Origin of the sequence: Streptosporangium sp. NPDC000239 (genome assembly GCF_040300765.1) — a bacterium.
Lineage (GTDB): Bacteria > Actinomycetota > Actinomycetes > Streptosporangiales > Streptosporangiaceae > Streptosporangium.
In genome coordinates this window covers 185,080-208,599 of sequence record NZ_JBEPEI010000004.1, presented here as the reverse complement: position 1 = coordinate 208,599, position 23,520 = coordinate 185,080, and the positions used below count along the sequence as shown (strand labels likewise).

Genomic DNA, 23,520 nt, shown 5'->3' with positions numbered 1-23,520 from the left:
GCACGACGTCTCCCGCGGGGAGATCACGGGTTCACCACGACCCGAGGAGGCCCGGTGAGCGTCCTCGTCGTCGGTCTGAGTCACAGGACCGCCCCCGTCGCACTGCTCGAACAGGTCTCCGTCACCGGTGACGCGCTGGTCAAACTGCTGCACGACGTGCAACAGGACGTCCGGGTCGCGGAGGCCATGGTCGTCTCGACCTGCAACCGGGTCGAGGTCTACGTCACCGTCGACCGCTTCCACGCGGCCGTCAACGCGATCTCCGAGCTGCTCGCCGTCCACTCCGGCGTCCCCATGGAGCGGCTGGCCGGCCACCTGTACGTCCACTACGAGGACCGGGCCGTCGAGCACCTGTTCTCCGTCGGCTCGGGACTCGACTCGATGGTCCTCGGCGAGGGGCAGATCCTCGGCCAGATCCGCTCGGCGCTCAGGCTCGCCCAGGAGCAGGGCACCGTGGGCCCGACGCTCAACGAGCTTGTCCAGCAGGCCCTGCGGGTCGGCAAGCGCTCCCACACCGAGACCGGCATCGACCGGGCGGGCGCCTCCCTCGTCGGCGTCGGCCTCACCCTCGCAGAACGCGCCCTCGGCCCCATCCAGGGCAGGCGCGCCCTGGTCGTCGGCGCGGGCTCGATGAGCGCCCTGTCGGCCGCGACCCTCCAGCGGGCCGGTGTCACCGACATCGTGATCGTCAACCGCACCCACGAGCGCGCCGTACGGCTGGCGCAGACGGTCGGCGGCAGGGCCGCGCGGTTCGACGACCTGACGGCCGAACTGGCCGAGGCCGACCTGGTGATCTCGTGCACCGGCGCGACCGACGTGGTCGTCACCGTCGACATGGTCCCCGCCAGGCGGATGTTCGTGCTGGACCTCGCCCTGCCCCACGACGTCGACCCGGCCGTGCGGAGCCTGCCCGGCGTCACCCTCGTCGACCTGGAGTCGATGCAGGACGGCGACATCGCCGAGACCGACGACGGCGGACGGGCCGAGGCGGTCGCCGCCGTACGGGAGATCGTCACCCGCGAGGTCGCCGCCTACCTGTCGGCCGAGCGCGCCGCGCGGGTCACCCCGACCGTGGTCGCGCTGCGCAGCAAGGCGGCCGACGTGGTCGAGGCCGAACTCGGACGGCTCGCCTCCCGGGTGCCCGGCCTCGACGGACGGGTCCGCGACGAGGTCGCGCAGACGGTCAGGCGCGTGGTCGACAAGCTGCTCCACGAGCCCACCGTGCGTGTCAAACAGCTCGCCGAGTCTCCGGCAGGCGATCATTATGCGGAGGCGCTGCGCGAGCTGTTCAATCTTGACCCGAAGGTGCCCGATGCGGTGAGACGGGTCGATTCGGTGGAAACGGAGACGAACAAGAAGGAGGTGGGCAGATGAGCGACACCGCTTCTCCACTGAGGATGGGGACCCGGCGCAGCCTGATGGCGACGACCCAGTCCGGCCTGGTCGCCGCCCGCCTCACCGAGCTGACCGGCCGCGCCGTCGAACTCGTCGGCGTCACCACCTTCGGCGACGTGACCAAGGCCAACCTCACCCAGCTCGGCGGCACCGGCGTCTTCGTCAGCGCGCTGCGCGACAAGCTCATCGAGGGCGAGATCGACTTCGCGGTCCACTCGCTGAAGGACCTGCCGACCACGCCGGACCCGCGCATCGTCATCGCCGCCATCCCGCCCCGCGACGACCCGAGGGACGCGCTGGTCGGCCCCGCCAAGCTGGCCGACCTGCCGCCGGGCGCCAAGATCGGCACCGGCTCCCCGCGCCGGGTCTCCCAGCTGAGGGTCCTCAGGCCCGACCTGGAGTACGTCCCGATCCGGGGCAACGCGGAGACCCGCATCGGCAAGGTCACCTCCGGTGAGCTGCAGGGCATCGTCCTGGCCGCCGCCGGACTCGGCCGTCTCGGGCGCGAGGCCGAGATCTCCCAGGTCTTCGAGGTCGAGGAGATGCTCCCGGCCCCCGGGCAGGGCGCGCTGGCCGTCGAGTGCCGTGCCGACCGCCCCGACCTCGCCGAGTTCCTGAGCGTGCTCGACGACGCCGCGACACGCGCCGCGGTGACCGCCGAACGCGCGGTGCTCGCCGCACTTGAGGCGGGGTGCTCGGCTCCGGTCGGCGCCTACTCCGCCGAGCGCGGGCACGATCTGTTCCTGACCGCCGCTGTCGTCGCCGTGGACGGCAGCAGAGCGGTACGCAAGTCCGCCGCCGGGACCTCTTCGGCGCCCATGGATCTCGGTCGCGACCTCGCGGCCGAGATGATCGCCGAAGGGGCAGGCACGTTGATAGGGGAGCGAGCACATTGAGCTCCGGAAGTACCACCTTCGAGCGCTCCGCCGGGTTCGTCGCCTTCGTGGGCGCCGGGCCAGGCGATGAGGGCCTGCTCACGCTTCGCGGCGCCGACCTGCTCTCGAAGGCCGACGTCGTCGTGCTCGATCGGGAGCCGTACGGCACGCTGCTGCGCCACTGCCGGGAGAACGTCGAGGTCGTCGACACCGCGAACGAGGAGGCCGTCTCACTACGGGCCGTCAACGCCGCCAAGGCGGGCCGTGACGTCGTGCGCCTGTGCGCGGGCGACCCGATGTTCTTCTCCGCGATCACCGACGAGGTCGCGGCCTGCGCCAAGGCCGAGGTGGACTTCGAGATCGTCCCCGGCGTGCCGGCGGCGACCGCCGTCCTCACCTACGCGGGCATTCCCGCCGCGGTCTCCGTGCCCGAATTCCGTGTCGTGGACGCCACCCAGGTCGACGACTGGTCGGCGCACGCGACCGGCGCGGGCACCCTGGTGATCTACAACGGGCTCTCCCAGGCCGCCGCGATCGGCAAGGCACTGATCGCCGCGGGCCGTCCCGACTCGACACAGGTCGCGATCAGCGGCTCGGGCACCACCACCGAGCAGTACACCGTGGTGACGACCCTCGGCCGGATCGCGCCCGACCTCAAGCACGCCGGGATGACCGAACCCGCGCTGATCGTGGTCGGCGAGGCCGTCGGCATGCGGGAACGCCTGTCGTGGTTCGAGACCAAGCCGCTGTTCGGCTGGCGGGTGCTCGTGCCCAGGACCAAGGAGCAGTCGGCCGGGCTCGTCGAACAGCTGCGCTCCTACGGCGCGGTGCCCGAGGAGGTCCCCACGATCTCCGTCGAGCCGCCCCGGACCCCGCAGCAGATGGACCGGGCGATCAAGGGCCTGGTCACAGGCCGTTACGAGTGGGTGGCCTTCACCAGCGCCAACGCCGTCAAGGCCGTCAGGGAGAAGTTCGAGGAGTACGGCCTCGACGCCAGGGCCTTCGCCGGGCTCAAGGTCGCCGCCGTCGGCGAGGCCACCGCGCGGGCCCTGGTGAGCTTCGGCGTCAAGCCCGACCTGATGCCCTCGGGGGAGCAGTCGTCCGAGGGACTGGTCGCCGAGTGGCCGCCGTACGACTCGATGCTCGACCCGATCAACCGGGTCCTGCTGCCCCGCGCGGACATCGCCACCGAGACCCTGGTCGCCGGGCTGACCGAACTCGGCTGGGAGTGCGACGACGTCACCGCCTACCGGACGGTCAGGGCGGCGCCGCCGCCCGCGCCGACCCGGGAGGCGATCAAGAGCGGCGGCTTCGACGCGGTGATGTTCACCTCGTCGAGCACCGTGCGCAACCTCGTGGGCATCGCGGGCAAGCCGCACAACGTCACGGTCATCGCCGTGATCGGCCCGCAGACCGCCAAGACCGCCGAGGAGTTCGGGCTCAGGGTGGACGTCATGGCCGACAAGCCCTCCGCCTCCGCTCTCGCCTCGGCACTGGCGGAGTACGGCGCCAAGCAGCGCCAGGCGGCCGTCGCCGCGGGAGACGTCCCCCGCAGGCCCTCCCAGACCAGACGAGGGGCCAGGCGCCGCGCCAAGTAGCCTGGAGGACGGTAGACACGGGTGCCGCGCGGCAGGAGGTCGGCGCGTCGGCACCCGGGAAGACGTTGGACAAACCGAATACGTCCCCCGGCTCCTCTCACCCTCCGTGGTGCCCGTGTGCCGGGGGGAGGGGGAGACATCATGACCGCCCAGTTCCCTGTCGCGCGCCCACGCAGGCTCCGCCGTACGGCGGCGATGCGCCGGATGTCAGCGGGCACCCGGCTGCATCCCGCGGAGCTGGTGCTGCCGGTGTTCGTCAAGGAGGGCATCGACGAGCCCAGTCCCGTGACCTCCATGCCCGGCGTCCTGCAGCACACCCGCGATTCCCTGCTCAAGGCCGCCAACGAGGCCGCGCAGGCGGGCGTCGGCGGCCTGATCCTGTTCGGCGTGCCCGAGGTCAAGGACGCCAGGGGCTCGGCCGGCGACGACCCCGAGGGCATCGTCCAGCGCGCGGTCGCCGACCTGGTCGCCGAGGTCGGCGACGCGCTGGTCGTGATGACCGACACCTGCCTGGACGAGTTCACCGACCACGGCCACTGCGGCATCCTGACCCCCGGCGGGGAGGTCGACAACGACGCCACCCTGGAGCGCTACGCCGCCGTCGCGGTCGCCCAGGCCAGGGCCGGATCCCAGGTCATCGCGCCCAGCGGCATGATGGACGGCCAGGTCGCCGCGATCCGCGCCGCGCTGGACGCCGACGGCTTCCAGGAGATCCCCATCCTGGGCTACTCCGTCAAGTACGCCTCGGCGTTCTACGGCCCCTTCAGGGAGGCCGCCGAGTGCGCGCCGCAGTTCGGCGACCGCAACGCCTACCAGCAGGACCCCGCGGGCCCGGTCGGTGAGGCGCTGCGCGAGGTGCGCCTCGACCTCCAGGAGGGGGCCGACGCCGTCATGGTCAAACCCGCCCTCGCCTACCTCGACATCCTGCGCCAGATCCGCGACCTGGTGGACGTCCCGGTGGCCGCCTACCAGGTCAGCGGCGAGTACTCCATGATCGAGGCCGCCGCGGCGAACGGCTGGATCGACCGGGACCGCGCCATCATGGAGTCCCTGATCGCGATCCGCAGGGCCGGGGCGGACATGATCCTCACCTACTGGGCGACCGAGGTGGCCAGGAAGCTCGGCTGACCTGGTGTGACGACAGGCACGTGGTGAGAACCGGGGGTTTGTCATTCGCACATGGGGTCTGTGCGTTAGAGTGCGAGGACCGGTGCGGATGTGTCCCAGGTGGTGTAGACCCTGGCTGTCTGACTTCTTTCGCTGATCGACCGAACACGGGCATGTCATCGCATCCGAAGGCACGCGGGACGCGCGGACGACGGAGGACACGATGGTGGGGGTACCGCTGACTCGTCGGGGCAAACGACGCGCTCATCCGAAGCAGACGGTCGCCTCCGTGCTGGAGTACGCCGCCCTCGGCTGGGCGAGCTGTCCCGGGGCGCGGCCCCTGAACAGCGGTTCCCGCGCCTGCTCGTGCGACCGCATCGGCTGCCCGGACGCCGGTGCCCACCCGCTCTCCCGCGCCTGGCAGATGCAGGCGACCACCGACCCCGCCCTGCTGAGCCACTGGTGGCAACGTGACCCGGAGGCGAACGTGATCCTCCCCACGGGCAGGGTCTTCGACGTCTTCGACGTGCCGCTCGCCGCGGGCCTGACCGCCTTCGCGAACATGGACTCCGCCGGAACCGCCCAGGGCCCGGTCGCCGCCAACGGTGACCGGGTCCTGTTCTATGTGGCCACCCGCAACACCTCCGACGACGAGGACGAGTGGTGGTCCTGCTCCCTCGACTACGGCCCCTCGACCATCGAGGAGATGCCCGGACTACGGTGGCACTGCCGCGACAGCTACGTCATGGCACCGCCCTCCCTGCTGCCGACAGGCAAACCCGCCACCTGGCTCCGCCCCCCGGACGGGCGACCGCTTCCTGACCCGCTGGTCGTGCTGGAAAAGCTGGCCGATACCTGCTGATGGCGCAGCGTCTCTTTGCTCCGCCTGGCGGCGTCGCGGGCTTGGGCGCTTTCGCGTCGGTGTCTTCCCTCGTCGTTCGTCCGCTGCGCTCCCTCACTCCTCAGTCCAGACACCGACGCGCCCAAGCCGGGTTTCTTTGCGACGCCTGGCGGCGTCGCGGGTTCGGGCGCTTCGGGCCGGTGCTTTCCCTCGTCTCTGCGTCGCTTCGCTCCTGCGTTCCTCAGTCCAAGCACCGGCGCGCCCGAACCGGGTTTCTTTGCTCCGCCTGGCGGCGTCGCGGGCTTGGGCGCTTCGGGTCGGTGTCTTCCCTCGTCTCTCCGTCGCTTCGCTCCTGCGTTCCTCAGTCCAGACACCGACGCGCCCAAGCCGACACTCCTCACGCTTGGCGCCGGTGAAGCACAAGATCAAACTCTTCACGCCCGAGGTTGGCGCGCCCGAATCATGCCTCTTTGATCCGCCTGGCGGCGGTAAGGCACAGGCCGGAACTCTTCACGCACCGCGCCGGACGGTCGGGGTGAAGCCCTGCACTTCTGGCATAGGGGCTTTTCGCGCTGGTTGCCGAGGGCAGGGTCTCTGCACGCTGAGTAATTGTGGTGTCCGGAGCGGACCCCTATCCGGCCAGGGACGGTGCTCCTACCGTGGCCTTTCGCAGGTTGAGGCCCGGGGCGGGGGTTGGGATGCCCTGGGGTGGGGGCTGGGCCTGTCGTGGTTACGCTGGGGGCGTGAGCCTTACTGAGAAGTCCGAGGACCTGTTCGCCCGTGCCCGCGAGATCGTCCCTGGAGGGGTGAACTCTCCCGTCCGCGCCTTCGGCGCCGTCGGTGGTACGCCCCGGTTCATGGCCTCGGGGCAGGGGCCGTACATCACCGACGTGGACGGTAATCGCTACGTCGACCTGGTGTGCTCCTGGGGGCCCATGATCCTTGGGCACCGGCACCCGGCCGTGGTCGAGGCCCTGCAGGAGGCGCTCGCGGCCGGGACCTCGTTCGGTACGGCCACGCCCGGCGAGGTCGAACTCGCCGAGGAGATCGTCTCCCTCGTCGAGCCCGTGGAGAAGGTCCGCCTCGTCAGCTCGGGCACCGAGGCCACGATGTCGGCCGTACGGCTGGCGCGGGGGTTCACCGGCCGGGCGAAGATCGTCAAGTTCGCCGGCTGCTACCACGGCCACGTGGACGCGCTGCTCGCCTCCGCCGGGTCGGGACTGGTCACCTTCGGGCTGCCCGACACCCCCGGTGTCACCGGAGCGTCGGCCGCCGACACGGTCGTGCTGCCGTACAACTCGGTCGAGGCCGTCACCGAGGCCTTCCGGGAGTTCGGCGACGAGATCGCGTGCGTGATCACCGAGGCGTGCCCGGCCAACATGGGCGTCGTCCCTCCGCTGGACGGCTTCAACGCCAAGCTGCGTGAGCTGTGCACCGCCCATGGCGCCCTGCTGATCCTCGACGAGGTGCTCACCGGCTTCCGGGTCTCCGAAGCCGGGTGGTACGGCCTCGACCCGGTCGAGGCCGATCTGATGACCTTCGGCAAGGTCATGGGTGGTGGTCTGCCCGCCGCCGCCTTCGGTGGTCGTGCCGACGTGATGGCCAATCTCGCTCCCGAGGGGCCGGTCTACCAGGCGGGCACCCTGTCGGGGAACCCGCTGGCCTGCGCGGCGGGCCTGGCCACCCTGCGTTCCTGCGACGAGGAGGTCTACGACCGGGTCGACGCCGCCGCCCTGATCATCGGCCGTGCCGCCTCCGACGCCCTGGCCGCGGCCGGAGTGCCGCACCGCCTGCAGCGTGCGGGCAGCCTGTTCTCCATCTTCTTCACCGAGGACCAGGTCACCGACTTCGCCGGTGCGCAGACCCAGAACACCGCCGCCTACCGGGCGTTCTTCCACGCCATGCTCGACCAGGGCGTCTATCTGCCTCCCTCGGCGTACGAGGCGTGGTTCCTCTCCTCCGCCCACGACGAGGAGGCCCTCTCCCAGGTGGTCGAAGCCCTCCCCGCAGCCGCCAAAGCCGCAGCCCAGGCCTTCTGAAGCCGTCGCTCGGACCTGCCGACCCGAAACACCTCGGCCTGGGTGTGCCCCCGCCCCCAGGCTGAGAGGCGCCCTGGGTGCCCCGACGCCAAGCCTGAAGAGCTCCGCCCTGGACGCCCCGGCGCCAGAAGTGAAGAGTTTGGTCTTGTGCTTTACCGGTGCTGTGTGTGAGGGGTTTTCGGTTCGGGCGCGCCGGTGCTTGGACTGAGGAACGCAGGAGCGAAGCGACGGAGTGACGAGGGAAAGCGCCGGCTCGAAGCGCCCGGACCCGCGCCGCCGTCAGGCGGCGCAAAGAGACACGTCGCAAGGAGACACAGCCGCAACTAGCTGAGATCGATGTCGATGTCGAAAGGGACCGGGACGGTCAGGCGGCCGTGGTGGATGCCGGTGAGGCCGTAGGCGCCGGTGGCGGGGTCGAGTTCGTAGACGTAGACGACGGGCTTGCCGTCGTTGGTCTCCACTTGCCAGAAGTGGGTGATCCCCGCTTCGGCGTAACGGAACGGCTTGGTCTTGCGGTCACGATCCTCTGACTCGGGAGAGACGATCTCGACGACGAGGTGCACTTCGTCGGGCGTGTAGAAAGTCCGTTCGTCGTCATCGGCCGCCACGGTGTCGATGACGACGATGTCGGGGCAGGGGCGTGTGCGGTGTCCGAGTTTGACGTCCATCTGGTCCACCGCTGACAGCGACTCCGGGGTCTGTTCGTCGAGCGCCTCGGTGAGGCGACGGATCATGCGCTGGTGGAAACGCTTCTGGGGGGACATGAAGACGAGGGCTCCATCGATGAGTTCGACGTGCTTGAAGAAGTCGGGCTCGCCGTTGGGTCCCTCTGCCGGAAGGTGGTCGAGGTCGTCGGCCTTCCACCCCCAGGGGGGTGGTGACGGCCAGTATTCGAGCGCGCTACTCACGGTGTTCACCGTGGCGTCATCCTCGTCACCCGGTGTGCTCATCCCAGATCATCTCCGTTGCCCTCCGTCCATTGTCTCCTGCCTCCCCGCCCCGAGGCCATGAACACGACCTGGACGCGAAGAAGACACAGGGAACACAGGGCTCCGCCGCCCACGGCGGAGCCCTCCTGTTCGAGTGCCCCGATGCCAAGCGTGAAAAGGTCCGCCCCGGACGCCCCGGCATCAGAAGTGAAGAGTTTGGTCTTGTGCTTTCCCGGTGCCAAGTGTGAGGGGTTTTCGGTTCGGGCGCGCTGGCGCTTGGACTGAGGAACGCAGGAGCGCAGCGACGGAGTGACGAGGGAAAGCGCCGGCCCGAAGCGCCCGAACCCGCGCCGCCGAAGGCGGCGCAAAGAGACACAACATTATTTCGAGCTCAGGATCTGCTCCAAGCTCTCAGGAGCGGAGAGGAGTTCGTTGACCTGTTCGGCGGTCAGGTCCTTGCCGTTGAGGCGGAGGGTCGGGGTGCTGTTGACCTTCTGCTTCTGGGCGTATTCGGTGGCCTTGTCGACGTCGGCCCCCATCTCCAGGCCGGTGACGCACTTGTCGAACCCGGCGTCGTAGAAACCGAGGTCCCGGGCCCAGTTGAGCAGGTCCTTGTTCTCGAAGCCGTTCTGCCCCTCGACCGGCTGGTTGGCGTACAGCGTCTTGGCGTAGGAGGCCCACTTGTCGGGCGGGGTGCACAGGGCGGCGTTGGCGCCGCGCCGGGAGACCGACGGTACGGGTTCGGGGTGGGCGGGGGCCTGGAAGAGCTGGAACGGCCGGAAGATCACCCGGGCCTTGCCCTCGGCGGCGGCCTTGTAGATCGCGTCGCCGGCGGTGTCCTCAAGCTTCTTGCAGAAGGGGCACTGGAAGTCCTCGAAGATCTCCAGGGTGGGGGCGGTGACGCCCTCCTTGGCCATGAGGATCGAGCCGTCCTCCTGGCGTGTGGTCGGGGCCAGCGGCCCGGTGTAGGCGACGGCCTTCTGGTTGCTCTGACCGGCGTTGTTCTGCGCCACGACGACCGCGACCACGATGACCGCCGCGGCGGCTATGCCACCGAGGACGCCCAGCAGCAGTTTCCGCTGCCTGTCCTTGGCGGCCTGCAGCCTGCGCTCCTCGGCGACGCGCTCCCTGGCCGACTGCCGCCGGGCGTTCTTGCTCATGAGGACTCCTCATCGATATCGCTGCGGCGGTCAGACCGGCTGGCCCGCCCGCCGGTATTCGTCGGTCACGACGCATCCGAAAAGCGCCACGGTTATCACGTGTACGGCCGTGCACCACAGGCAGATCTTGCCGAGGACGAGCAGTTCGGCGCTCACCAGGTAGACCACGAAGAGCACGCCGACGATCACGCTGCCGAGCCGTACCCAGCGGATGAGGGGGGAGGCCGAGCGCCAGGCCCACGGGGTGGTCAGCACCGTGATCGCGGCGAAGAACAGCAGGCCGAGCACGGGTACCGGGATGCCCAGCAGTTCGGAGTAGCTGCTCGACGTCACCGAGGCGCAGTCGATCGTGGAGTTCTCCGCGCACACGAGGGGCACCGCGGTGTCGTAGTGGGCGAGGGTCAGGTAGGCCGAGACCGCCAGGCCCATGACGCTCAGCAGGATCGTCGCGACGAGGAACCAGCGCGGCCGTTCCGGTGCTCGACCGGGGTGCGGGTGAACGTCTGTGGCCATGGGGTTTCCTATGGGGGTTCCGGCTTCGCGTCGCCGTGCGGGACAGAGGCGAGGCTAGAACAAAGGGCGTAAGAGGGCGGTAAGGGGCTTGGTAGTGCGTCTTTGGGTGCTCATGGGGATCTGTCGGGTCTGAGCGACGATAGCCGGGACAGGCTTTCCCGAAGTAGGGGACAAAGTCCTTGGAAAGACCCGGGGTGGTTTTCCTTTCGTGATTTCTGCGGTTCGGTGGGGACTTTTCGGTGTGGGGAGTGGTTGTGTTCCTCCCGGAAGTGGGGGTTGTGAGAAGTCGAGGGTGGCGGCGAGGATCGGGCAGGTAGCCTGACGGAGTCGGTCGTGGGGCCGTGCCGGTGACTCCCCAGGGCGGTGCCCGAGGGGAGACGCGCCGGACGGTCGTGCATGTGCCGGTGTGGTGTCATGGGCGGCCTACCATGATCATCGGAGATACGTGGTAGACGGTCGCCCTCCGGATCGATCATCGTCCCCCGATTGGAAAAGCCTGTGACCGAACGAGGAACGTATGTGCTGGGCATTCCCACCGCCGCGGGCGGCAAGGTGGTGTTGCCTTTCCTGACGGGGGAGCAGGCGGAGCGGGTCAGGGCGTCGTTCGCGGACGTCGCCCAGGCCGCGGCCCAGGTGAAGGAGAGGCCGATGGGAGCGACGCGCCCCTGTGGCAACTGTGAGGGAAACGGCCACTATTACGAGACCCGTGAGACCAAGACCGCCGCGGGCGGGACGGTGGTGACCCAGGTCGAGATCACCTGCCGTCCCTGCAAGGGGAGCGGGCAGGTCAGCGCCAAGGACTGAGGTCTCCGTTCTTCGGTCCCCGTACGGCCTCCGGGGGCGGCGGCCGTACGGGACCTGATGCCGCAAAACCACCCAGGCGTCGCGAAGCTGTACGGGTGGCTTGAAAGGGTATGAACGAAGGCGATGGGCCGGGCTGGGCGAAGGTGTGATGGATTCGGCGACTTTCGTCCCTGTTCGTGCTTTTTCTTTAGCAAAGGGAGCTTTTTCCGCTACGGGCGTTTAGAGTTGCTACATGCTGGATCTCAACCGCCTCAAAGCTCTGCACGCCGTGGCCGTGTACGGATCGGTCGGCGCGGCGGCCGACGCCCTCATGGTGACCCCGTCCGCCGTGTCTCAGCAGCTCGCCAAGCTCGAACGGGAGACCGGCGCGACGTTGCTTGAGCGCAACGGGCGCGGGGTCCGGTTGACGGACGCGGCCGGGTTGCTCGCCGACCACGCCGAGCGCATCCTCGCGCTGGTCGAGACCGCGGAGGCCGACTTCGAGGCGCTGCGGGGAGCGGTCGTCGGCAGGTTGAGCATCGGGGCGTTCCCCACGGCGGCGCGGGGGCTGCTGCCCGCGGCGCTGTCCCACCTGCAGCGGCGCCACCCCGACCTCAGGCTCCAGCTGCACGAGCGGGAGCCGGAGCGCCAGCTCCGTGAGGTGAGCAGGGGTGAGCTCGACCTCGCGGTCGTCCAGGACTGGATGAACCGGCCGCTGGCCGTTCCCGAGGGGCTCTCCAGGGCGATGCTCTTCGACGACGTCGCCGACGCGATCCTGCCCTCGTGCCATCCGCTGGCCGACCGGCAGGAGATCGAGCTCTCCGAACTGTCCGGCGAGCGATGGATCAGCTCCTCGCCCGGTACGGTCTGCCGCGACTGGCTCGTCTACACGCTGCGTTCGGCCGAGCTCGAACCCGACATCGCCTGCATGGCCGACGAGTATCCGACCCACCTCGCCCTCGTCGCGGCCGGACAGGGCTGCGCGATCGTCCCCCGTCTCGGCCGCGACTTCGTGCCCGAGGGGGTGCGGATCGTCCCGCTCAGGCCGCGTCCCACCCGGAAGATCTACGCGCTCTGGCGCACCGACGCGGCCCGCCGCCCGGCGATCAGAGCCGCGGTCGAGGCGCTCAGGCTCGCCTCCGAGCCCCACTGTCCGGCGGGTACGGCCGATCCGGTCGGGGAACCCGTCGAAGGCTGAGCGCGCGGGCCGGGCGCCACGGTGACCGGCCCGTGAACAGGTGTCCCATATCGGCCACAGATCGGCCGTAGAACGGTGAGATCATGCACGAAGCACCGGAAAACGCCGCTAAACCCGGAAGTCGACTGTCTTCGGCGCTGGCGTCGTCCGGGCGGCACAGCCACACTGGTCCATCTATGCGCCCTATTCATCCATACCTGTCGGTAGGCTGGCGGCACCATGGCTGAGACGACCGTCGTTCACCTCCTGCGCCACGGTGAGGTGCACAACCCCGCGAACATCCTGTACGGCAGGCTCCCCGGATACCACCTGTCGGAGACGGGAAAGCAGATGGCCGAACTGGTCGCCAAGTCCGTCGCGGGACGAGACGTCACGGCCCTGTTCTCCTCCCCTCTGGAGCGGGCCCAGGAGACCGTCGCTCCGATCGCCTCCTCCTTCGGCCTTGAGGTCACCCTCGACGAACGTCTCATCGAGGCGGAGAACATCTTCGAAGGCGTCTCGGTCGCCGGGGGCAACGGCGTCTTCCGCAGCCCGCGCCACTACCGCCACCTGTGGAACCCGCTGCGTCCCTCCTGGGGAGAGCGCTACACCGACGTCGTCCGGCGGATGAAGAGCGTGATCGACACCGCCAGGGACGCGGCGCGCGGTCACGAGGCGGTGCTGGTCAGCCACCAGCTGCCGATCTGGATCATCCGGCTCGCGGCCGAGGGCAGGCGGCTGCCGCACGACCCCAGACGCAGGCAGTGTTCGCTGGCCAGCCTCACGAGCTTCTCCTTCGAGGGCGACCGGCTGGTCAGTGTCGGATACAGCGAACCCGCGGGCGCGCTCGTCGGGCGCCCTGCCGTACCGGGCGCCTGACCACGCCGGTAGAGTGACTGCTCTACCGGTTGTAGTACAGGAAGACTCAGCCCCTGATGCGCGCAAAACCCTTCGCCGCCGTGCTGCTCGTGGCCGTGTCGATCGTCACCGTGGCCGGATGTGCCGGTAACCAGGGATCGCAGCCGCAGAGCGGGGACACCCGCTTCGTGCCGGGTGACGGCAAGATCACCACGTTCGAGGCCGCCGGCCGCAAACCGGCTCCAGCCGTCGAGGGCGAGACCCTCGACGGCAAGACCGTCTCCCTGGCCTCGTACAAGGGCAAGGTCGTGGTGCTGAACTTCTGGGCCGCCTGGTGCGCGCCCTGCCGCTCTGAGGCGCCGGTGCTCAAGGACATCGCCGCCAAGACCAAGGCGTCGGGCGTGGAGTTCCTCGGCATCGACTTCAAGGACCGCAAGGCCGAGGCCCAGGCCTTCGAACGCAGCCAGCAGCCCGGATACCCCAGCATCTTCGACCAGCCGGGCCGGATCGCGCTGTCCTTCCACGGCACCGTGCCCCCGGCCGCGATCCCCTCGACGCTGGTCATCGACCGCCAGGGCCGGATCGCGGCCCGTGCCCTCGGCGCCGTCAAGTACAACGACCTCCTCGACGTGGTCACCAAGGTCGGCGGTGAGCACTGAGGTGGGAACCGACCTGACCGCGACGGTCGCGAGCGGGTCGCTGCTGCTGGCGTTGCCGATCGCGGTGGCCGCCGGCCTTGTCTCCTTCCTGTCGCCCTGCGTGCTGCCACTGGTGCCCGGCTACCTGTCGTACGTGACGGGGATGAGCGGTGATCCGAGGCGCGGCCGGATGGTCGCGGGCATCGGGCTGTTCGTGCTCGGCTTCGCGCTGGTCTTCGTGGCGGGCGGGGCGATCTTCGGGAGTCTCGGCGAGGCGCTGGCCGACAACGCCGCGATCATCACGCGGGTGCTCGGCGTACTGACGATCGTGCTCGGCCTGGCGTTCATGGGGGTGCTGCCCGGTCTCCAGCGTGACCTGCGCATCCACCGGATTCCAGCCGCAGGGCTGGCCGGGGCGCCGCTGCTCGGCGTGGTCTTCGGCCTCGGCTGGACCCCCTGCATCGGCCCCACCCTGGGTGTCGTGCTCACCCTGGGACTCACCGAGGGCAGCGCGGGGCGGGGAGCCCTGCTGGCCTTCGCCTACGCGCTCGGCCTCGGACTGCCCTTCCTGGTGGCGGGGCTGGCATACCGTAGGGCACTGCACACGTTCAAGGCGGTTCGCCGCCATTCGCAGCTGATCACCCGGATCGGCGGGGCCATGCTGGTCGCCGTCGGCCTGCTGCTCGTCACGGGACTCTGGGGAGAGCTCGTCGCGACCATGCAGGGGTGGATCGGCGGATTCGAGCCGGTGATCTGATGGAGGAAGTCAAGCAGGCCGAGCCTGGCCGTACGGCCGGGCGGCGCGAGCCGGACGGGGACGAGCGGGCCGTACGGCCGGGCTCGTTCGGCGTGGTCGCGTGGGCGCGCTGGTTCTGGCGCACGCTCACCTCGATGCGCACGGCCCTGATCCTGCTGTTCCTGTTCGCCCTCGCCTCGGTCCCGGGGTCGATCTGGCCGCAGCGCGGCGTCTCCGACGCCAAGGTCTCGCAGTACTTCAGCGACAGCCCGGCCCTGGCCGAGTGGCTCGACCGGCTGTGGCTGTTCGACGTGTTCAGGGCGCCGTGGTTCGCCGCGATCTACCTGCTGCTGTTCCTGTCCCTGATCGGCTGCGTGCTCCCACGTGCCGCGACGCACCTGCGTGAGCTGCGGAAGAAGCCCCCGGCGCCGCCGCGCAACCTGCTTCGGCTGCCGCAGAACGCCTCCTTCGAGGGTGACCTGACCGTCGAGGAGGCGGCGAAGCGGCTGCGCCGGATGCGCTTCCGGGTGGTCACCGGGCCCGGCTGGGTCTCCGCCGAGAAGGGCTACCTGCGTGAGACGGGCAACCTGATCTTCCACGTCGCGCTGCTCGGCCTGCTCGTCGCGGTCGGCGCGGGCGCCCTGTACGGCTACCGCGGCAACGTGCTGGTCGTCGAGGGGGAGGGCTTCGCCAACACGGTCGCCGCCTACGACCGCTACATGCCCGGCCAGCAGGTCAGCGCCGAGTCGCTCGAACCGTTCTCCTTCACCCTTGACGACTTCCAGGCCACCTACATCGCCCAGGGCGAGCGGCGTGGCCAGCCACTCGACTTCGAGGCCAGGCTCAAGGTCACCGACGCCCCCGGCGCCGGGCAGCGCGACTACACGCTGAAGGTCAACGACCCGCTGGACGTCAACGGCACGCTGACCTACCTCATCGACCACGGCTACGCCCCCACCTTCAAGATCACCGACGGCAGGGGGCAGGTCGCCTTCGACGGTCCCGTGCCGTGCCTGGTCGTCCAGCCCGCGACGTTCACCTCCGAGTGCGTCATCAAGGTGCCCGACGCCCAGCCGGAGCAGCTCGGCCTCCTGATCGGCTTCCTGCCGACCACGGTGCCGATGAACGGTGAGTGGATCTCGGTCTTCCCCGGCGCGGCCAACCCGACCGCCCAGGTGTACGGCGCGTTCGCCGGGGACCTCGGGCTGCGCAACGGCAGGCCGCAGTCGGTCTACGAGCTGGACCCGACGAGCCTGAAGAAGATGAAGCCGCTGGTCATGAAGGCCGACCCGCTGGCCGTCGGCAAGAAGCTCGACCTGCCGAACGGTATGGGGTCGATCGAGTTCACCGGGCTCAGGCAGTGGATCGCGCTGCAGATCACCCACGACCCGGGCCGGATGCCCGCGCTCGTCGCCTCCGCGCTCTCGGTGATCGGCCTGGTGCTCTCGCTGACCGTCCGCCGCCGCCGGGTGTGGGTGCGGATCGGCGACCGGCAGGAAAAGGACAGTGGACACGTCGAGATCGGCGGTCTCACGCGCACCGAAGGCAGCGATTTCAGCGAGGAGTTCGCCGGGATCGTCGCCGCTTTGAATCCAGGAGTGAACAACGATGCCCGTTGAGGTCGATGTCGGCCTCGCCACGCTGAGCGACCAGCTCACCCTGGCGACCGTGCTGCTCTACATCGTCGCGATGATCGGCTACGCCCTCGACCTCGGCTTCGGCCGGGTCAGAAGCACCGCGAAGGCCAGGACCGCCGGTGAACCCGCGCTCGTCACGGTCGGCGGGGACGCGGCGGGTGTCTCCCAGGACACCCCCCGGGACGAGGCGCCCGAGGAGAAGGCACCGCCCGCCTGGGCGCTGCGGGCGGCCCCGGTCGCGCTCGCGCTGACCTGGCTCGGCTGGGCCGCGAACCTGGCGGCCATCCTGACCAGGGGCTGGGCCATCGGCCGCTGGCCGTGGGGCAACATGTACGAGTTCGTGGTCGCGATGTGCTTCGCGGCGGTGAGCGCGTTCCTGTTCATGCACCTGCGCTACCGGAACCTGTTCCTGGGGGCCTTCGTCACGGTCGCCGCCGCCCTCGGGCTCGGCTTCGCCGTACGGTATCTGTACGTGCAGGCCGGTCCCGTCGTGCCGGCGCTGAACTCCTACTGGGTCGCCATCCACGTGTCGGCGGCGATCATCGCCAGCGGCCTGTTCATCATGGCGGGCGTCGCCGGTGTCCTCTTCCTGGTGAGGAAGGACAGCGCGGTCCGGCTGCCGTCCCGGCAGGACCTGGAGCGGGTCGCGCACCGCGCCATCGTGGTCGGCTTCCCGATCTGGACGTTCGCCGTCATCGCGGGCGCCCTCTGGGCGGACAAGGCGTGGGGACGTTACTGGGGCTGGGACCCCAAGGAGGTCTGGGCGTTCATCACCTGGATCGCCTACGCGGCCTACCTGCACGCCCGCGCGACTGCGGGGTTCAGGGGCAGGGCCGCGATGATCGTGCAACTCATCGCCTTCGCCTGCCTGATGTTCAACCTGGTCGGGGTGAACATCTTCCTCGGCGGTCTGCACTCCTACGCCGAGGTTCCCGGCTGAGACCGGTCCTTCCCGCCCGTCAGGAGGGCGGCCGTGCCGTACCTCCTGGCGGGCTTTCGCATGCGCTGTTCACTCCTCGTCACGCAGCCGCCGCTCCAGGTCCCTGAGGAACTCGGGGTCGTCGTCGGGGCCCCTGGGGGCCTCGCGGCGCACGGGCCTGTGGTCGTCGGGGGGGAGCGTTCCCCTGGCCCCGGAGACGCTCGGCCTGCCGAGCAGGAGCCAGAACACGCCGCCCGCGACGGGCAGCAGCAGCACGATGATCACCCATAGGAGCTTGGGCAGGTTTCTGGCGTCCTCGTCCGGCGTGGTGATCGCGTCGAACAGGCAGTAGAGCCAGAAGGCGAGTATCGCCAGACCGACAAGCAGGGGCATGCCCGAACTGTAAGCCATTCGGCGGCAGGGTGCGGTCGTGGCCCCGATCCGGGTGACTGACGGGGGCCCACGCCGTACGGTGGAGCCTGTTGCCACTTCCTCCTGGGGCGTGTGATGGCGAATTCGGCGGACAAGGGCCGTCATCGGCGGCGCTGGTGGCAGCGGAGCCTGCCACAGCGCACGGAGAGTGTCGCAGGGAGAGCGGTCCGTGACGCGCCGCTCGCGCCGGAGTGGCGGATGGGCGCCGTGACGGCTCCGGTGGTCGACCGCCCGCAGTACACCTGGCGGGACTTCGAGCTCGACGACGAGCGGCCGAGGGCCATGCCGAACCCTCCGGACGCCCCCGGGATGGGCGACGGCCTACGGCACTGCGGGCGGCTCGAACGCATCCTGCACCGCCAGTGGGACGCCGACCAGGGGCCGCCGTCCGCGGACGCCGTACGGGCGGTCGAGAGCCTGGCCAGGCTGCCCGACATCCTCAAGAGGAAACTCGCCGAGGGGCTCGACGGCATCTACGTCGGCGCGGGCGGGGTGCCCGACCTGGACGACATGGGCTATCTGCGGGGCGCGCCGCTGCCCTCGGGCCGGGCGACCTGGGACATCTGCGCGGGAGCGTACGGCGACCGCAAGATCGTCGTGGGGGACCGGCCCTCGCCGACTCCGGACGTGATGATGCACGAGGTCGGGCACGCCCTGGACGACGTGGACGCTCCCCACGGAGACTGGGTCTCCGACTCTCCCGAGTTCGCGGCCCTTTATGAGAGATGCGTCCCTATGCTGGCCTCCGGGTTCCACCTTCAGTCGGGCGATCTGGGGCGTAAGGAGTTTTTCGCTGACGCCTTCGCCGCGATCGTTTCGCGGCAGCGTCCGGCCCTGGTGGACATGCTCGGCGGTAACACGAGGCTGGCGCTCGATGTCATGTTGTTCTTCAACCGGCGTTACGGAATCTAGGTGATCTGGGATGTACGTCATCCGGCTCGCTGACGGAACGCTGCGCGTGCCGCAGACTCTGTCCAGTGATGACGGGCGTCTGATCGGCAACGCGTACGTGGAACTGCTACCGGGAGATCCGGACTACGACCGGTGGCTGGCGGAGGCGTTCACCGAGGAGGAACTCGCCGAGCGCAGACGGCGCTGGCTTGAGGAGAACGACGATCTGGAACGTGAGTTCCTGGCCTTCAAGGCCGAACAGGACGGCTGAGGTCCCTGGGGACACCCCGGGTGGGGGCGGGGTTGCGGCTCGGGGGGTGCGAGCCGTACGACTCCATCGGTGACCCTGCGGCTTTCCGGGTGGGGGCCCCGTAGGACCACCGATGGTGTGACGTCATAAGTCGTCAGACACGCGGTGCGTCGCCTGCCGGCCTTTCGGCCGTCAAGACGTCTTCCCCGCGCAGAAGGGCGTGCACTTCCGACTCGCGGAACCGCCGATGCCCTCCGGGGGTACGGATGCTGCTGATGCGGCCTGCCGCGGCCCAGCGTGTAACCGTCTTTGGGTCGACCCGGAAGAGGGCGGCAACCTCTCCGGGCGTCAGCAGACGCTCGCTGCTACTCTCCACAATCTCTCCCCCTCGCATCCCGCTTCCTGCCAGCGGGCGGACAGGTAACCAGTGTGCCGAGCGAAGTCTGATTTATCCGTGCTTTTCTACAAAGATCACGGGTTGTTATCGACTGACTGCCCGATTGTTATATGATAGAGCCTCTTTGAGAGTCTCGTGGGTGTTTCTTTACGAAACTGATCTGTTGTGCACACTAGCAGCGCTCACGCGCAGTGCGAAGCACCCACTTCGGCACCCCACACCTACCCCTGAGCAGGCCGGGTGTGGGGTGACGTAACCTCAACGCTGTGCATCCCGTCTTCGTTTACACCGTCTCCCGGCTGGGACTCCTGGCCGTGAGCATCGGTGTGCTCTATCTCCTCGGCCTTCGCCAGCCCTTCATCCTGCTGGTCGCCGCATTCCTGGTCAGTGGGGTGGCCAGCTACGTCCTGCTGTCGAAGCAGCGCGACGCGGTGAGTCAGCGATTCACTAAGAATCAGGAGTGATCACGGCAACGGGAACATGCCGACTCGGGCATGGTACTCGTGACCAAGCCGCGTTGTGTCACTACCAACCAGTAACCCTCCGTGATGGGCGAGGAATGCCTTGACGCCGATTCCGCGCTCCCTGGTGGGATTCCACGACAGGGCCTTGCCGGTGCGCGGATCGATCGCCGAGATTCCCGGCCTCGGGACCGCTCCAGGGCCCGCGGAGTCGTGGCCGAGCGGGTTGTTCAGCCACCGCTGGTGCCCGCCGACGTACACGGCCGCGCCCGTCACGGCGACCGCGTAGAGCGAGTCGCCCCCGGTGAGGTTCATCCAGGTCGGCCGCACGTTCTCCAGTGAGCCCCGGGGGCGCGTCTCGAAACGCGCCGTGCTGTCACACGGCTTGTCCGGCCCCTGGGGGCCGCCGGTCGTGACGATCGCGAAGTAGCTCCCGTCCGGGGCGAAGTCCACCCCCCGGACGTAGGAGGGGAAGACGGCCTTGCACCTGGCCGCGTAGGTCGAGGTCCGCCAGTCGGCGACCTTCGCGGGACGGGCGGCGACGTCGACGAGCCCGAGCTGCGGCCGGGAAAGGCCGTTCATGGTGGTGAAGTCGCCCGCGACCACCAGCCGGTCCCCGCTCAGCGCCATCGAGGCGATCTTGACCCTCCGCCCCCTCGGATCGCCAAGCCGTACGGCGAAGCCCGCGTCGACCACCCCGCTCACGGCGTCGAGCCTGGCCAGTGCCGTACGGCCGGTCCCGCTGATCCCGATGAAGTCACCGCCGACGTAGAGCCGGGAACCGGACCTGGCCAGCGCGGTGACCCCGCCCCCGTAGGTCTGGGCGCCGAAGTCCGTCATCGGGGCGCCGTCGGACAGCCGCAGCCTGACCAGGCCGTTGGTGTCCGCCCCCGAGGCGGCGGGCCCGACCGACGACAGGCCTTCGGTCTGGGTGGCCGTGGTCTCGGTGAACTCGCCCCCGGCGTAGACCGTGCCGCCGGGGCCGTCGACCAGCGCCCTGACCTGTCCGTCCAGGATCGGCGCGAAGCCCGCGAGAACACGCCCGGTGACCAGGTCGTAGGCGAAGATGTTGGAGCGCTCCACCGTGGTCCTGCTCCCGGCGTTCCTCACCTGGCTGAAGGATCCGCCGACCACCACCGTCCTGCCGACGAGCGCGATGGCGTTGACGATCCCGTCGAGCACATGGGGGGTGTTGTTCACCGGGTTGGCGGAGACGACCCGCGTGTGCCGTATCGTGCCCGCCGCCGCGGGCGAGGCCGCCCAGGGCGGCAGAAGAACCATTGCTGCGACCAGCGCCGAAACGCTCCTGGTAAACATTCGGTAATTCCTAGCAGACCCACAGTGTTCAAGCCGTCACTTTCCGTGGATGCCGGAGTGCCCCCGGCCACGACCGCCCCCGACACCGGGAACGAGGACCAGCCCCCGTGCTTCTCGGCGCCGTGCGCGAGGTTTTTGATCTTGCGCTTTACCGGCGCCAAGTGTGAGGGGTTTCGGTTCGGGCGCGCCGGCGCTTGGACTGAGGAGTGAGGGAGCGAAGCGGACGAACGACGAGGGAAAGCGTTGGCCTGAGGCGCCCGAACCCGCGACGCCGCCAGGCGGAGCAAAGAGACACAGCCCCGCGACGCCGCAGGCGGAGCAAAGAGACGCAGACGGCGCTAATAGGCTGGGCCCCATGACGCGCGCTTCGCTGGACAAGCAGCCGCATGAGGTCGCCGCGATGTTCGATCGCACGGCCCGGCGGTACGACCTGGTCAATGACGTTATCTCCCTTGGCCAGGTCAGGCTGTGGCGCAAGGCGACCGCGGCGGCGGTCGACGCGGGCCCCGGGGAGCTGGTCCTGGACCTGGGCGCGGGCACCGGCACCTCGACCGACACCTTCACCTCCCTCGGGGCGCGGGCCGTCGCCTCCGACTTCTCGCTGGGCATGCTGAGCACCGGGGTACGGCGGCGCGGCGGTTCCGGCATCTCCGGTGGCGGGGTGCGGGGGGTCAGTTTCATCGCGGGTGACGCGTTGCGGCTGCCGTTCGCCGACGACGTGTTCGACGCGGTGACGATCTCGACGGCGTTGCGCAACGTGCAGGACACCGGGCAGGCGCTGCGCGAGATGCTGCGGGTGGCCAAGCCGGGCGGACGCCTGGTGATCCTGGAGTTCTCCCACCCCACGCTGCGTTCTTTCGACCTGATCTACACGCAGTACCTCATGCGGTTCATGCCGAAGGCCGCCAAGGTGTTCGGTTCGAACGACGACTCCTACGAGTATCTGGCCGAGTCGATCAGGGAGTGGCCGGACCAGGCGGGGCTGGCGAAGATCATTCAGGAGGCGGGCTGGAAGCGGGTCGCCTGGCGGAATCTCGCTCTGGGCATCGTGGCCCTTCATCGGGCATATAAGCCCGCGTGAACATTGACAGGCGATAGCAGTACCCGCCTGACACTTCTCGCCGCAAAGGGGTTAGACTTCGGCGCGACAAGTTTGTGAAGGTCTTCACAAAGGAACGAAAGGCCCCACCCCGAGGCCCTCAAAGCGTGTAGGACAGGACAGGTCCCGTGACCGTGCCAGCCGCCGTACAGCGGAATGTCGCTGAGGCTGACGCCGACGTCATCGTCGTCGGCGCCGGGCCCGCCGGTTCGACAACCGCTTTCCATCTCGCACAGGCCGGGCTTGACGTCCTGTTGCTTGAGAAAACCACTTTCCCCCGCGAGAAGGTCTGCGGTGACGGGCTGACGCCCAGAGCGGTCAAGCAGCTCATCGCGATGGGCATTGACATCGACGCCCCCGGTTGGGTCAGGAACAAGGGCCTGCGCGTGGTCGGCGGCGGCAGACGTTTCGAGCTCGACTGGCCCGAACTGGCCAGCTATCCGGACTTCGGGCTTGTCCGCACCCGCCAGGACTTCGACGAGATCCTCGCCTCCAACGCGGTGCGCGGAGGGGTCCGCCTGCTGCAGGGCGTCAACGTCACCGGCCCGATCCTCGACGACCGCAGCGGCCACATCGTGGGCGTGGTCGCCAAGAAGGACGGCGAGGAGGTCACCTACCGGTCCCGCCTCGTGGTCGCCGCCGACGGCAACTCCACCCGCATCTCGCTGGCGATGGGGTTGCACAAGCGCGAGGACCGCCCGATGGGCGTGGCCGTGCGGACCTACTTCACCAGCCCCCGTCACGACGACGACTACCTTGAGATCTGGCTTGAGCTGTGGGACGGCGAGACGCTGCTGCCCGGCTACGGCTGGGTCTTCGGCGTCGGCGATGGCACCTCCAACGTCGGTCTCGGGTTGCTGAACACCACCGAGTCCTTCAAGGGCATGGACTACCGCGACCTGCTCAAGCGCTGGGTCAAGGGCATGCCCGAGGAGTGGGGCTTCAGCCAGGAGAACATGACCTCCCCCATCAGGGGGGCGGCGCTGCCGATGGCGTTCAACCGTCAGCCGCACTACACCAGGGGTCTGGTGCTGGTCGGGGACGCGGGCGGGATGATCAACCCGTTCAACGGCGAGGGCATCGCCTACGCGATGGAGAGCGGTCAGGTGGCGGCCGAGACCATCGTCCAGGCGCTCGGCCGTACGACTCCGGCGCAGCGTGAGCGTGTGCTGCGGGCCTACCCGCAGACGCTGAAGGACGCCTACGGTGGCTACTTCACCCTGGGCAGGGGTTTCGTCGAGCTCATCGGGCACCGCGGGGTGATGGACTTCGCCGCCAGGCACGCGCTGCCACATCCCGGACTGATGCGCTTCGCGCTCAAACTCCTTGGTAACCTCACCGACCGACGAGGCGATGCGTCAGACCGCATCATCAACGCTCTGTCGAAGGTCGCGCCGTCGGCATGACCTCAGCAAACGTACGGAACGTGGAAGGCAAGAGCGATGATCGCCCTGCCTAGACTTGCACA

At 69.2% G+C, this 23,520-nt stretch carries 24 protein-coding genes; 18 read left to right on the top strand and 6 right to left on the bottom strand.

Translation table 11 applies throughout. The features are described from left to right. Positions 1–54: 54 nt before the first annotated feature. From ABT340_RS13185 to hemL, 6 genes are all read left to right on the top strand, one after another. Complete coding sequence (locus tag ABT340_RS13185) at positions 55–1,374, top strand: glutamyl-tRNA reductase (RefSeq protein WP_352010942.1); 1,320 nt, start codon at positions 55–57, stop codon at positions 1,372–1,374. After that, positions 1,371–2,291 (top strand): hydroxymethylbilane synthase, encoded by a 921-nt coding sequence (hemC, locus tag ABT340_RS13180; protein WP_352010941.1) that lies wholly within the window; start codon positions 1,371–1,373, stop codon positions 2,289–2,291. The genes ABT340_RS13185 and hemC overlap by 4 nt, the downstream gene beginning before the upstream one ends. Beyond that, on the top strand, positions 2,288–3,868 hold the full coding sequence (locus tag ABT340_RS13175; protein WP_352010940.1) for a bifunctional uroporphyrinogen-III C-methyltransferase/uroporphyrinogen-III synthase: 1,581 nt from the start codon (positions 2,288–2,290) through the stop codon (positions 3,866–3,868). The genes hemC and ABT340_RS13175 overlap by 4 nt, the downstream gene beginning before the upstream one ends. A 141-nt stretch (positions 3,869–4,009) precedes the next feature. Next, positions 4,010–4,996, top strand: coding sequence for a porphobilinogen synthase (hemB, locus tag ABT340_RS13170; protein WP_352010939.1), 987 nt, complete (start codon positions 4,010–4,012; stop codon positions 4,994–4,996). Positions 4,997–5,198: 202 nt separating this feature from the next. Further along, positions 5,199–5,837: a bifunctional DNA primase/polymerase gene (locus ABT340_RS13165; protein WP_352010938.1), complete on the top strand. Its 639-nt coding sequence runs from the start codon at positions 5,199–5,201 to the stop codon at positions 5,835–5,837. Positions 5,838–6,514: 677 nt separating this feature from the next. Then, entirely contained in the window at positions 6,515–7,855 is a 1,341-nt protein-coding gene (gene hemL, locus ABT340_RS13160) for a glutamate-1-semialdehyde 2,1-aminomutase (RefSeq protein WP_386195059.1), read from the top strand. Between the two features lie 323 nt (positions 7,856–8,178). Here hemL and ABT340_RS13155 read toward each other — a convergent pair whose 3' ends face one another. The 3 genes from ABT340_RS13155 to ABT340_RS13145 all read right to left on the bottom strand — a co-directional run bounded on the left by ABT340_RS13155 (position 8,179) and on the right by ABT340_RS13145 (position 10,457). Then, a complete protein-coding gene (locus tag ABT340_RS13155) occupies positions 8,179–8,772 on the bottom strand; it encodes a Uma2 family endonuclease (protein WP_352010936.1) in 594 nt (197 codons plus the stop codon). A gap of 392 nt (positions 8,773–9,164) precedes the next feature. Beyond that, positions 9,165–9,944, bottom strand: coding sequence for a DsbA family protein (locus ABT340_RS13150; protein WP_352010935.1), 780 nt, complete (start codon positions 9,942–9,944; stop codon positions 9,165–9,167). A gap of 30 nt (positions 9,945–9,974) precedes the next feature. Beyond that, on the bottom strand, positions 9,975–10,457 hold the full coding sequence (locus tag ABT340_RS13145; RefSeq protein ID WP_352010934.1) for a vitamin K epoxide reductase family protein: 483 nt from the start codon (positions 10,455–10,457) through the stop codon (positions 9,975–9,977). A 498-nt stretch (positions 10,458–10,955) separates the two neighbouring features. Here ABT340_RS13145 and ABT340_RS13140 point away from each other — a divergent pair, with 498 nt between their 5' ends. From ABT340_RS13140 to ccsB, 7 genes are all read left to right on the top strand, one after another. Next, on the top strand, positions 10,956–11,261 hold the full coding sequence (locus ABT340_RS13140; RefSeq protein WP_352010933.1) for a hypothetical protein: 306 nt from the start codon (positions 10,956–10,958) through the stop codon (positions 11,259–11,261). 232 nt (positions 11,262–11,493) lie between these two features. Next, on the top strand, positions 11,494–12,438 hold the full coding sequence (locus ABT340_RS13135; RefSeq protein WP_352010932.1) for a LysR family transcriptional regulator: 945 nt from the start codon (positions 11,494–11,496) through the stop codon (positions 12,436–12,438). A 219-nt stretch (positions 12,439–12,657) separates the two neighbouring features. Then, positions 12,658–13,296, top strand: coding sequence for a histidine phosphatase family protein (locus ABT340_RS13130; RefSeq protein WP_352010931.1), 639 nt, complete (start codon positions 12,658–12,660; stop codon positions 13,294–13,296). Positions 13,297–13,352: 56 nt separating this feature from the next. After that, positions 13,353–13,934 (top strand): TlpA family protein disulfide reductase, encoded by a 582-nt coding sequence (locus ABT340_RS13125; RefSeq protein WP_352010930.1) that lies wholly within the window; start codon positions 13,353–13,355, stop codon positions 13,932–13,934. Beyond that, the gene (locus tag ABT340_RS13120) at positions 13,924–14,670 is read left to right on the top strand and encodes a cytochrome c biogenesis CcdA family protein (RefSeq protein WP_352010929.1); all 747 of its coding nucleotides are present in this window, start codon (positions 13,924–13,926) and stop codon (positions 14,668–14,670) included. The genes ABT340_RS13125 and ABT340_RS13120 overlap by 11 nt, the downstream gene beginning before the upstream one ends. Further along, positions 14,670–16,268, top strand: a complete 1,599-nt coding sequence (resB, locus tag ABT340_RS13115; protein ID WP_352010928.1) for a cytochrome c biogenesis protein ResB — start codon at positions 14,670–14,672, stop codon at positions 16,266–16,268. The genes ABT340_RS13120 and resB overlap by 1 nt, the downstream gene beginning before the upstream one ends. Further along, a complete protein-coding gene (gene ccsB, locus ABT340_RS13110) occupies positions 16,258–17,226 on the top strand; it encodes a c-type cytochrome biogenesis protein CcsB (protein WP_352010927.1) in 969 nt (322 codons plus the stop codon). Before resB ends, ccsB begins: the two co-directional genes overlap by 11 nt. A gap of 69 nt (positions 17,227–17,295) precedes the next feature. On the opposite strand, the gene ABT340_RS13105 is transcribed toward ccsB, so the two are convergent. Next, positions 17,296–17,598, bottom strand: coding sequence for a PLDc N-terminal domain-containing protein (locus tag ABT340_RS13105; RefSeq protein WP_352010926.1), 303 nt, complete (start codon positions 17,596–17,598; stop codon positions 17,296–17,298). A 114-nt stretch (positions 17,599–17,712) separates the two neighbouring features. On the opposite strand from ABT340_RS13105, the gene ABT340_RS13100 reads away from it, so the two are divergent. Both ABT340_RS13100 and ABT340_RS13095 read left to right on the top strand, forming a co-directional pair. Next, positions 17,713–18,549, top strand: coding sequence for a hypothetical protein (locus tag ABT340_RS13100; protein WP_352010925.1), 837 nt, complete (start codon positions 17,713–17,715; stop codon positions 18,547–18,549). Between the two features lie 10 nt (positions 18,550–18,559). Beyond that, positions 18,560–18,799, top strand: a complete 240-nt coding sequence (locus tag ABT340_RS13095; RefSeq protein WP_352010924.1) for a hypothetical protein — start codon at positions 18,560–18,562, stop codon at positions 18,797–18,799. Between the two features lie 133 nt (positions 18,800–18,932). Here the strand turns inward: ABT340_RS13095 and ABT340_RS13090 are convergent, their stop codons facing one another. Further along, positions 18,933–19,172 carry a BldC family transcriptional regulator gene (locus tag ABT340_RS13090; RefSeq protein WP_184711992.1) on the bottom strand — a complete coding sequence of 80 codons (240 nt, stop codon included), beginning with the start codon at positions 19,170–19,172 and terminating at the stop codon, positions 18,933–18,935. A 269-nt stretch (positions 19,173–19,441) separates the two neighbouring features. Between ABT340_RS13090 and ABT340_RS13085 the strand changes: the two genes are divergently transcribed. After that, positions 19,442–19,639: a DUF4229 domain-containing protein gene (locus tag ABT340_RS13085; protein WP_352010923.1), complete on the top strand. Its 198-nt coding sequence runs from the start codon at positions 19,442–19,444 to the stop codon at positions 19,637–19,639. Here the strand turns inward: ABT340_RS13085 and ABT340_RS13080 are convergent, their stop codons facing one another. Then, positions 19,640–20,917, bottom strand: a complete 1,278-nt coding sequence (locus ABT340_RS13080) for a delta-60 repeat domain-containing protein (protein ID WP_352010922.1) — start codon at positions 20,915–20,917, stop codon at positions 19,640–19,642. A 391-nt stretch (positions 20,918–21,308) separates the two neighbouring features. Between ABT340_RS13080 and ABT340_RS13075 the strand changes: the two genes are divergently transcribed. Both ABT340_RS13075 and ABT340_RS13070 read left to right on the top strand, forming a co-directional pair. After that, positions 21,309–22,034, top strand: a complete 726-nt coding sequence (locus tag ABT340_RS13075; protein ID WP_352010921.1) for a demethylmenaquinone methyltransferase — start codon at positions 21,309–21,311, stop codon at positions 22,032–22,034. Positions 22,035–22,180: 146 nt separating this feature from the next. Then, positions 22,181–23,458 carry a geranylgeranyl reductase family protein gene (locus ABT340_RS13070; RefSeq protein ID WP_352010920.1) on the top strand — a complete coding sequence of 426 codons (1,278 nt, stop codon included), beginning with the start codon at positions 22,181–22,183 and terminating at the stop codon, positions 23,456–23,458. Positions 23,459–23,520: the final 62 nt, after the last annotated feature.

What these genes read in the sequence shown, in the direction of transcription:
- hemC (WP_352010941.1), top strand. Translation starts at nt 1,371, where the DNA reads ATGAGCGACACCGCTTCTCCACTGAGGATGGGGACCCGGCGCAGCCTG.
- hemB (WP_352010939.1), top strand. Translation starts at nt 4,010, where the DNA reads ATGACCGCCCAGTTCCCTGTCGCGCGCCCACGCAGGCTCCGCCGTACG.
- ABT340_RS13165 (WP_352010938.1), top strand. Translation starts at nt 5,199, where the DNA reads ATGGTGGGGGTACCGCTGACTCGTCGGGGCAAACGACGCGCTCATCCG.
- hemL (WP_386195059.1), top strand. Translation starts at nt 6,515, where the DNA reads ATGCCCTGGGGTGGGGGCTGGGCCTGTCGTGGTTACGCTGGGGGCGTG.
- ABT340_RS13150 (WP_352010935.1), bottom strand. Translation starts at nt 9,944, where the DNA reads ATGAGCAAGAACGCCCGGCGGCAGTCGGCCAGGGAGCGCGTCGCCGAG.
- ABT340_RS13145 (WP_352010934.1), bottom strand. Translation starts at nt 10,457, where the DNA reads ATGGCCACAGACGTTCACCCGCACCCCGGTCGAGCACCGGAACGGCCG.
- ABT340_RS13135 (WP_352010932.1), top strand. Translation starts at nt 11,494, where the DNA reads ATGCTGGATCTCAACCGCCTCAAAGCTCTGCACGCCGTGGCCGTGTAC.
- ABT340_RS13130 (WP_352010931.1), top strand. Translation starts at nt 12,658, where the DNA reads ATGGCTGAGACGACCGTCGTTCACCTCCTGCGCCACGGTGAGGTGCAC.
- ABT340_RS13125 (WP_352010930.1), top strand. Translation starts at nt 13,353, where the DNA reads ATGCGCGCAAAACCCTTCGCCGCCGTGCTGCTCGTGGCCGTGTCGATC.
- resB (WP_352010928.1), top strand. Translation starts at nt 14,670, where the DNA reads ATGGAGGAAGTCAAGCAGGCCGAGCCTGGCCGTACGGCCGGGCGGCGC.
- ccsB (WP_352010927.1), top strand. Translation starts at nt 16,258, where the DNA reads ATGCCCGTTGAGGTCGATGTCGGCCTCGCCACGCTGAGCGACCAGCTC.
- ABT340_RS13105 (WP_352010926.1), bottom strand. Translation starts at nt 17,598, where the DNA reads ATGCCCCTGCTTGTCGGTCTGGCGATACTCGCCTTCTGGCTCTACTGC.
- ABT340_RS13100 (WP_352010925.1), top strand. Translation starts at nt 17,713, where the DNA reads ATGGCGAATTCGGCGGACAAGGGCCGTCATCGGCGGCGCTGGTGGCAG.
- ABT340_RS13095 (WP_352010924.1), top strand. Translation starts at nt 18,560, where the DNA reads ATGTACGTCATCCGGCTCGCTGACGGAACGCTGCGCGTGCCGCAGACT.
- ABT340_RS13090 (WP_184711992.1), bottom strand. Translation starts at nt 19,172, where the DNA reads ATGCGAGGGGGAGAGATTGTGGAGAGTAGCAGCGAGCGTCTGCTGACG.
- ABT340_RS13080 (WP_352010922.1), bottom strand. Translation starts at nt 20,917, where the DNA reads ATGGTTCTTCTGCCGCCCTGGGCGGCCTCGCCCGCGGCGGCGGGCACG.
- ABT340_RS13075 (WP_352010921.1), top strand. Translation starts at nt 21,309, where the DNA reads ATGACGCGCGCTTCGCTGGACAAGCAGCCGCATGAGGTCGCCGCGATG.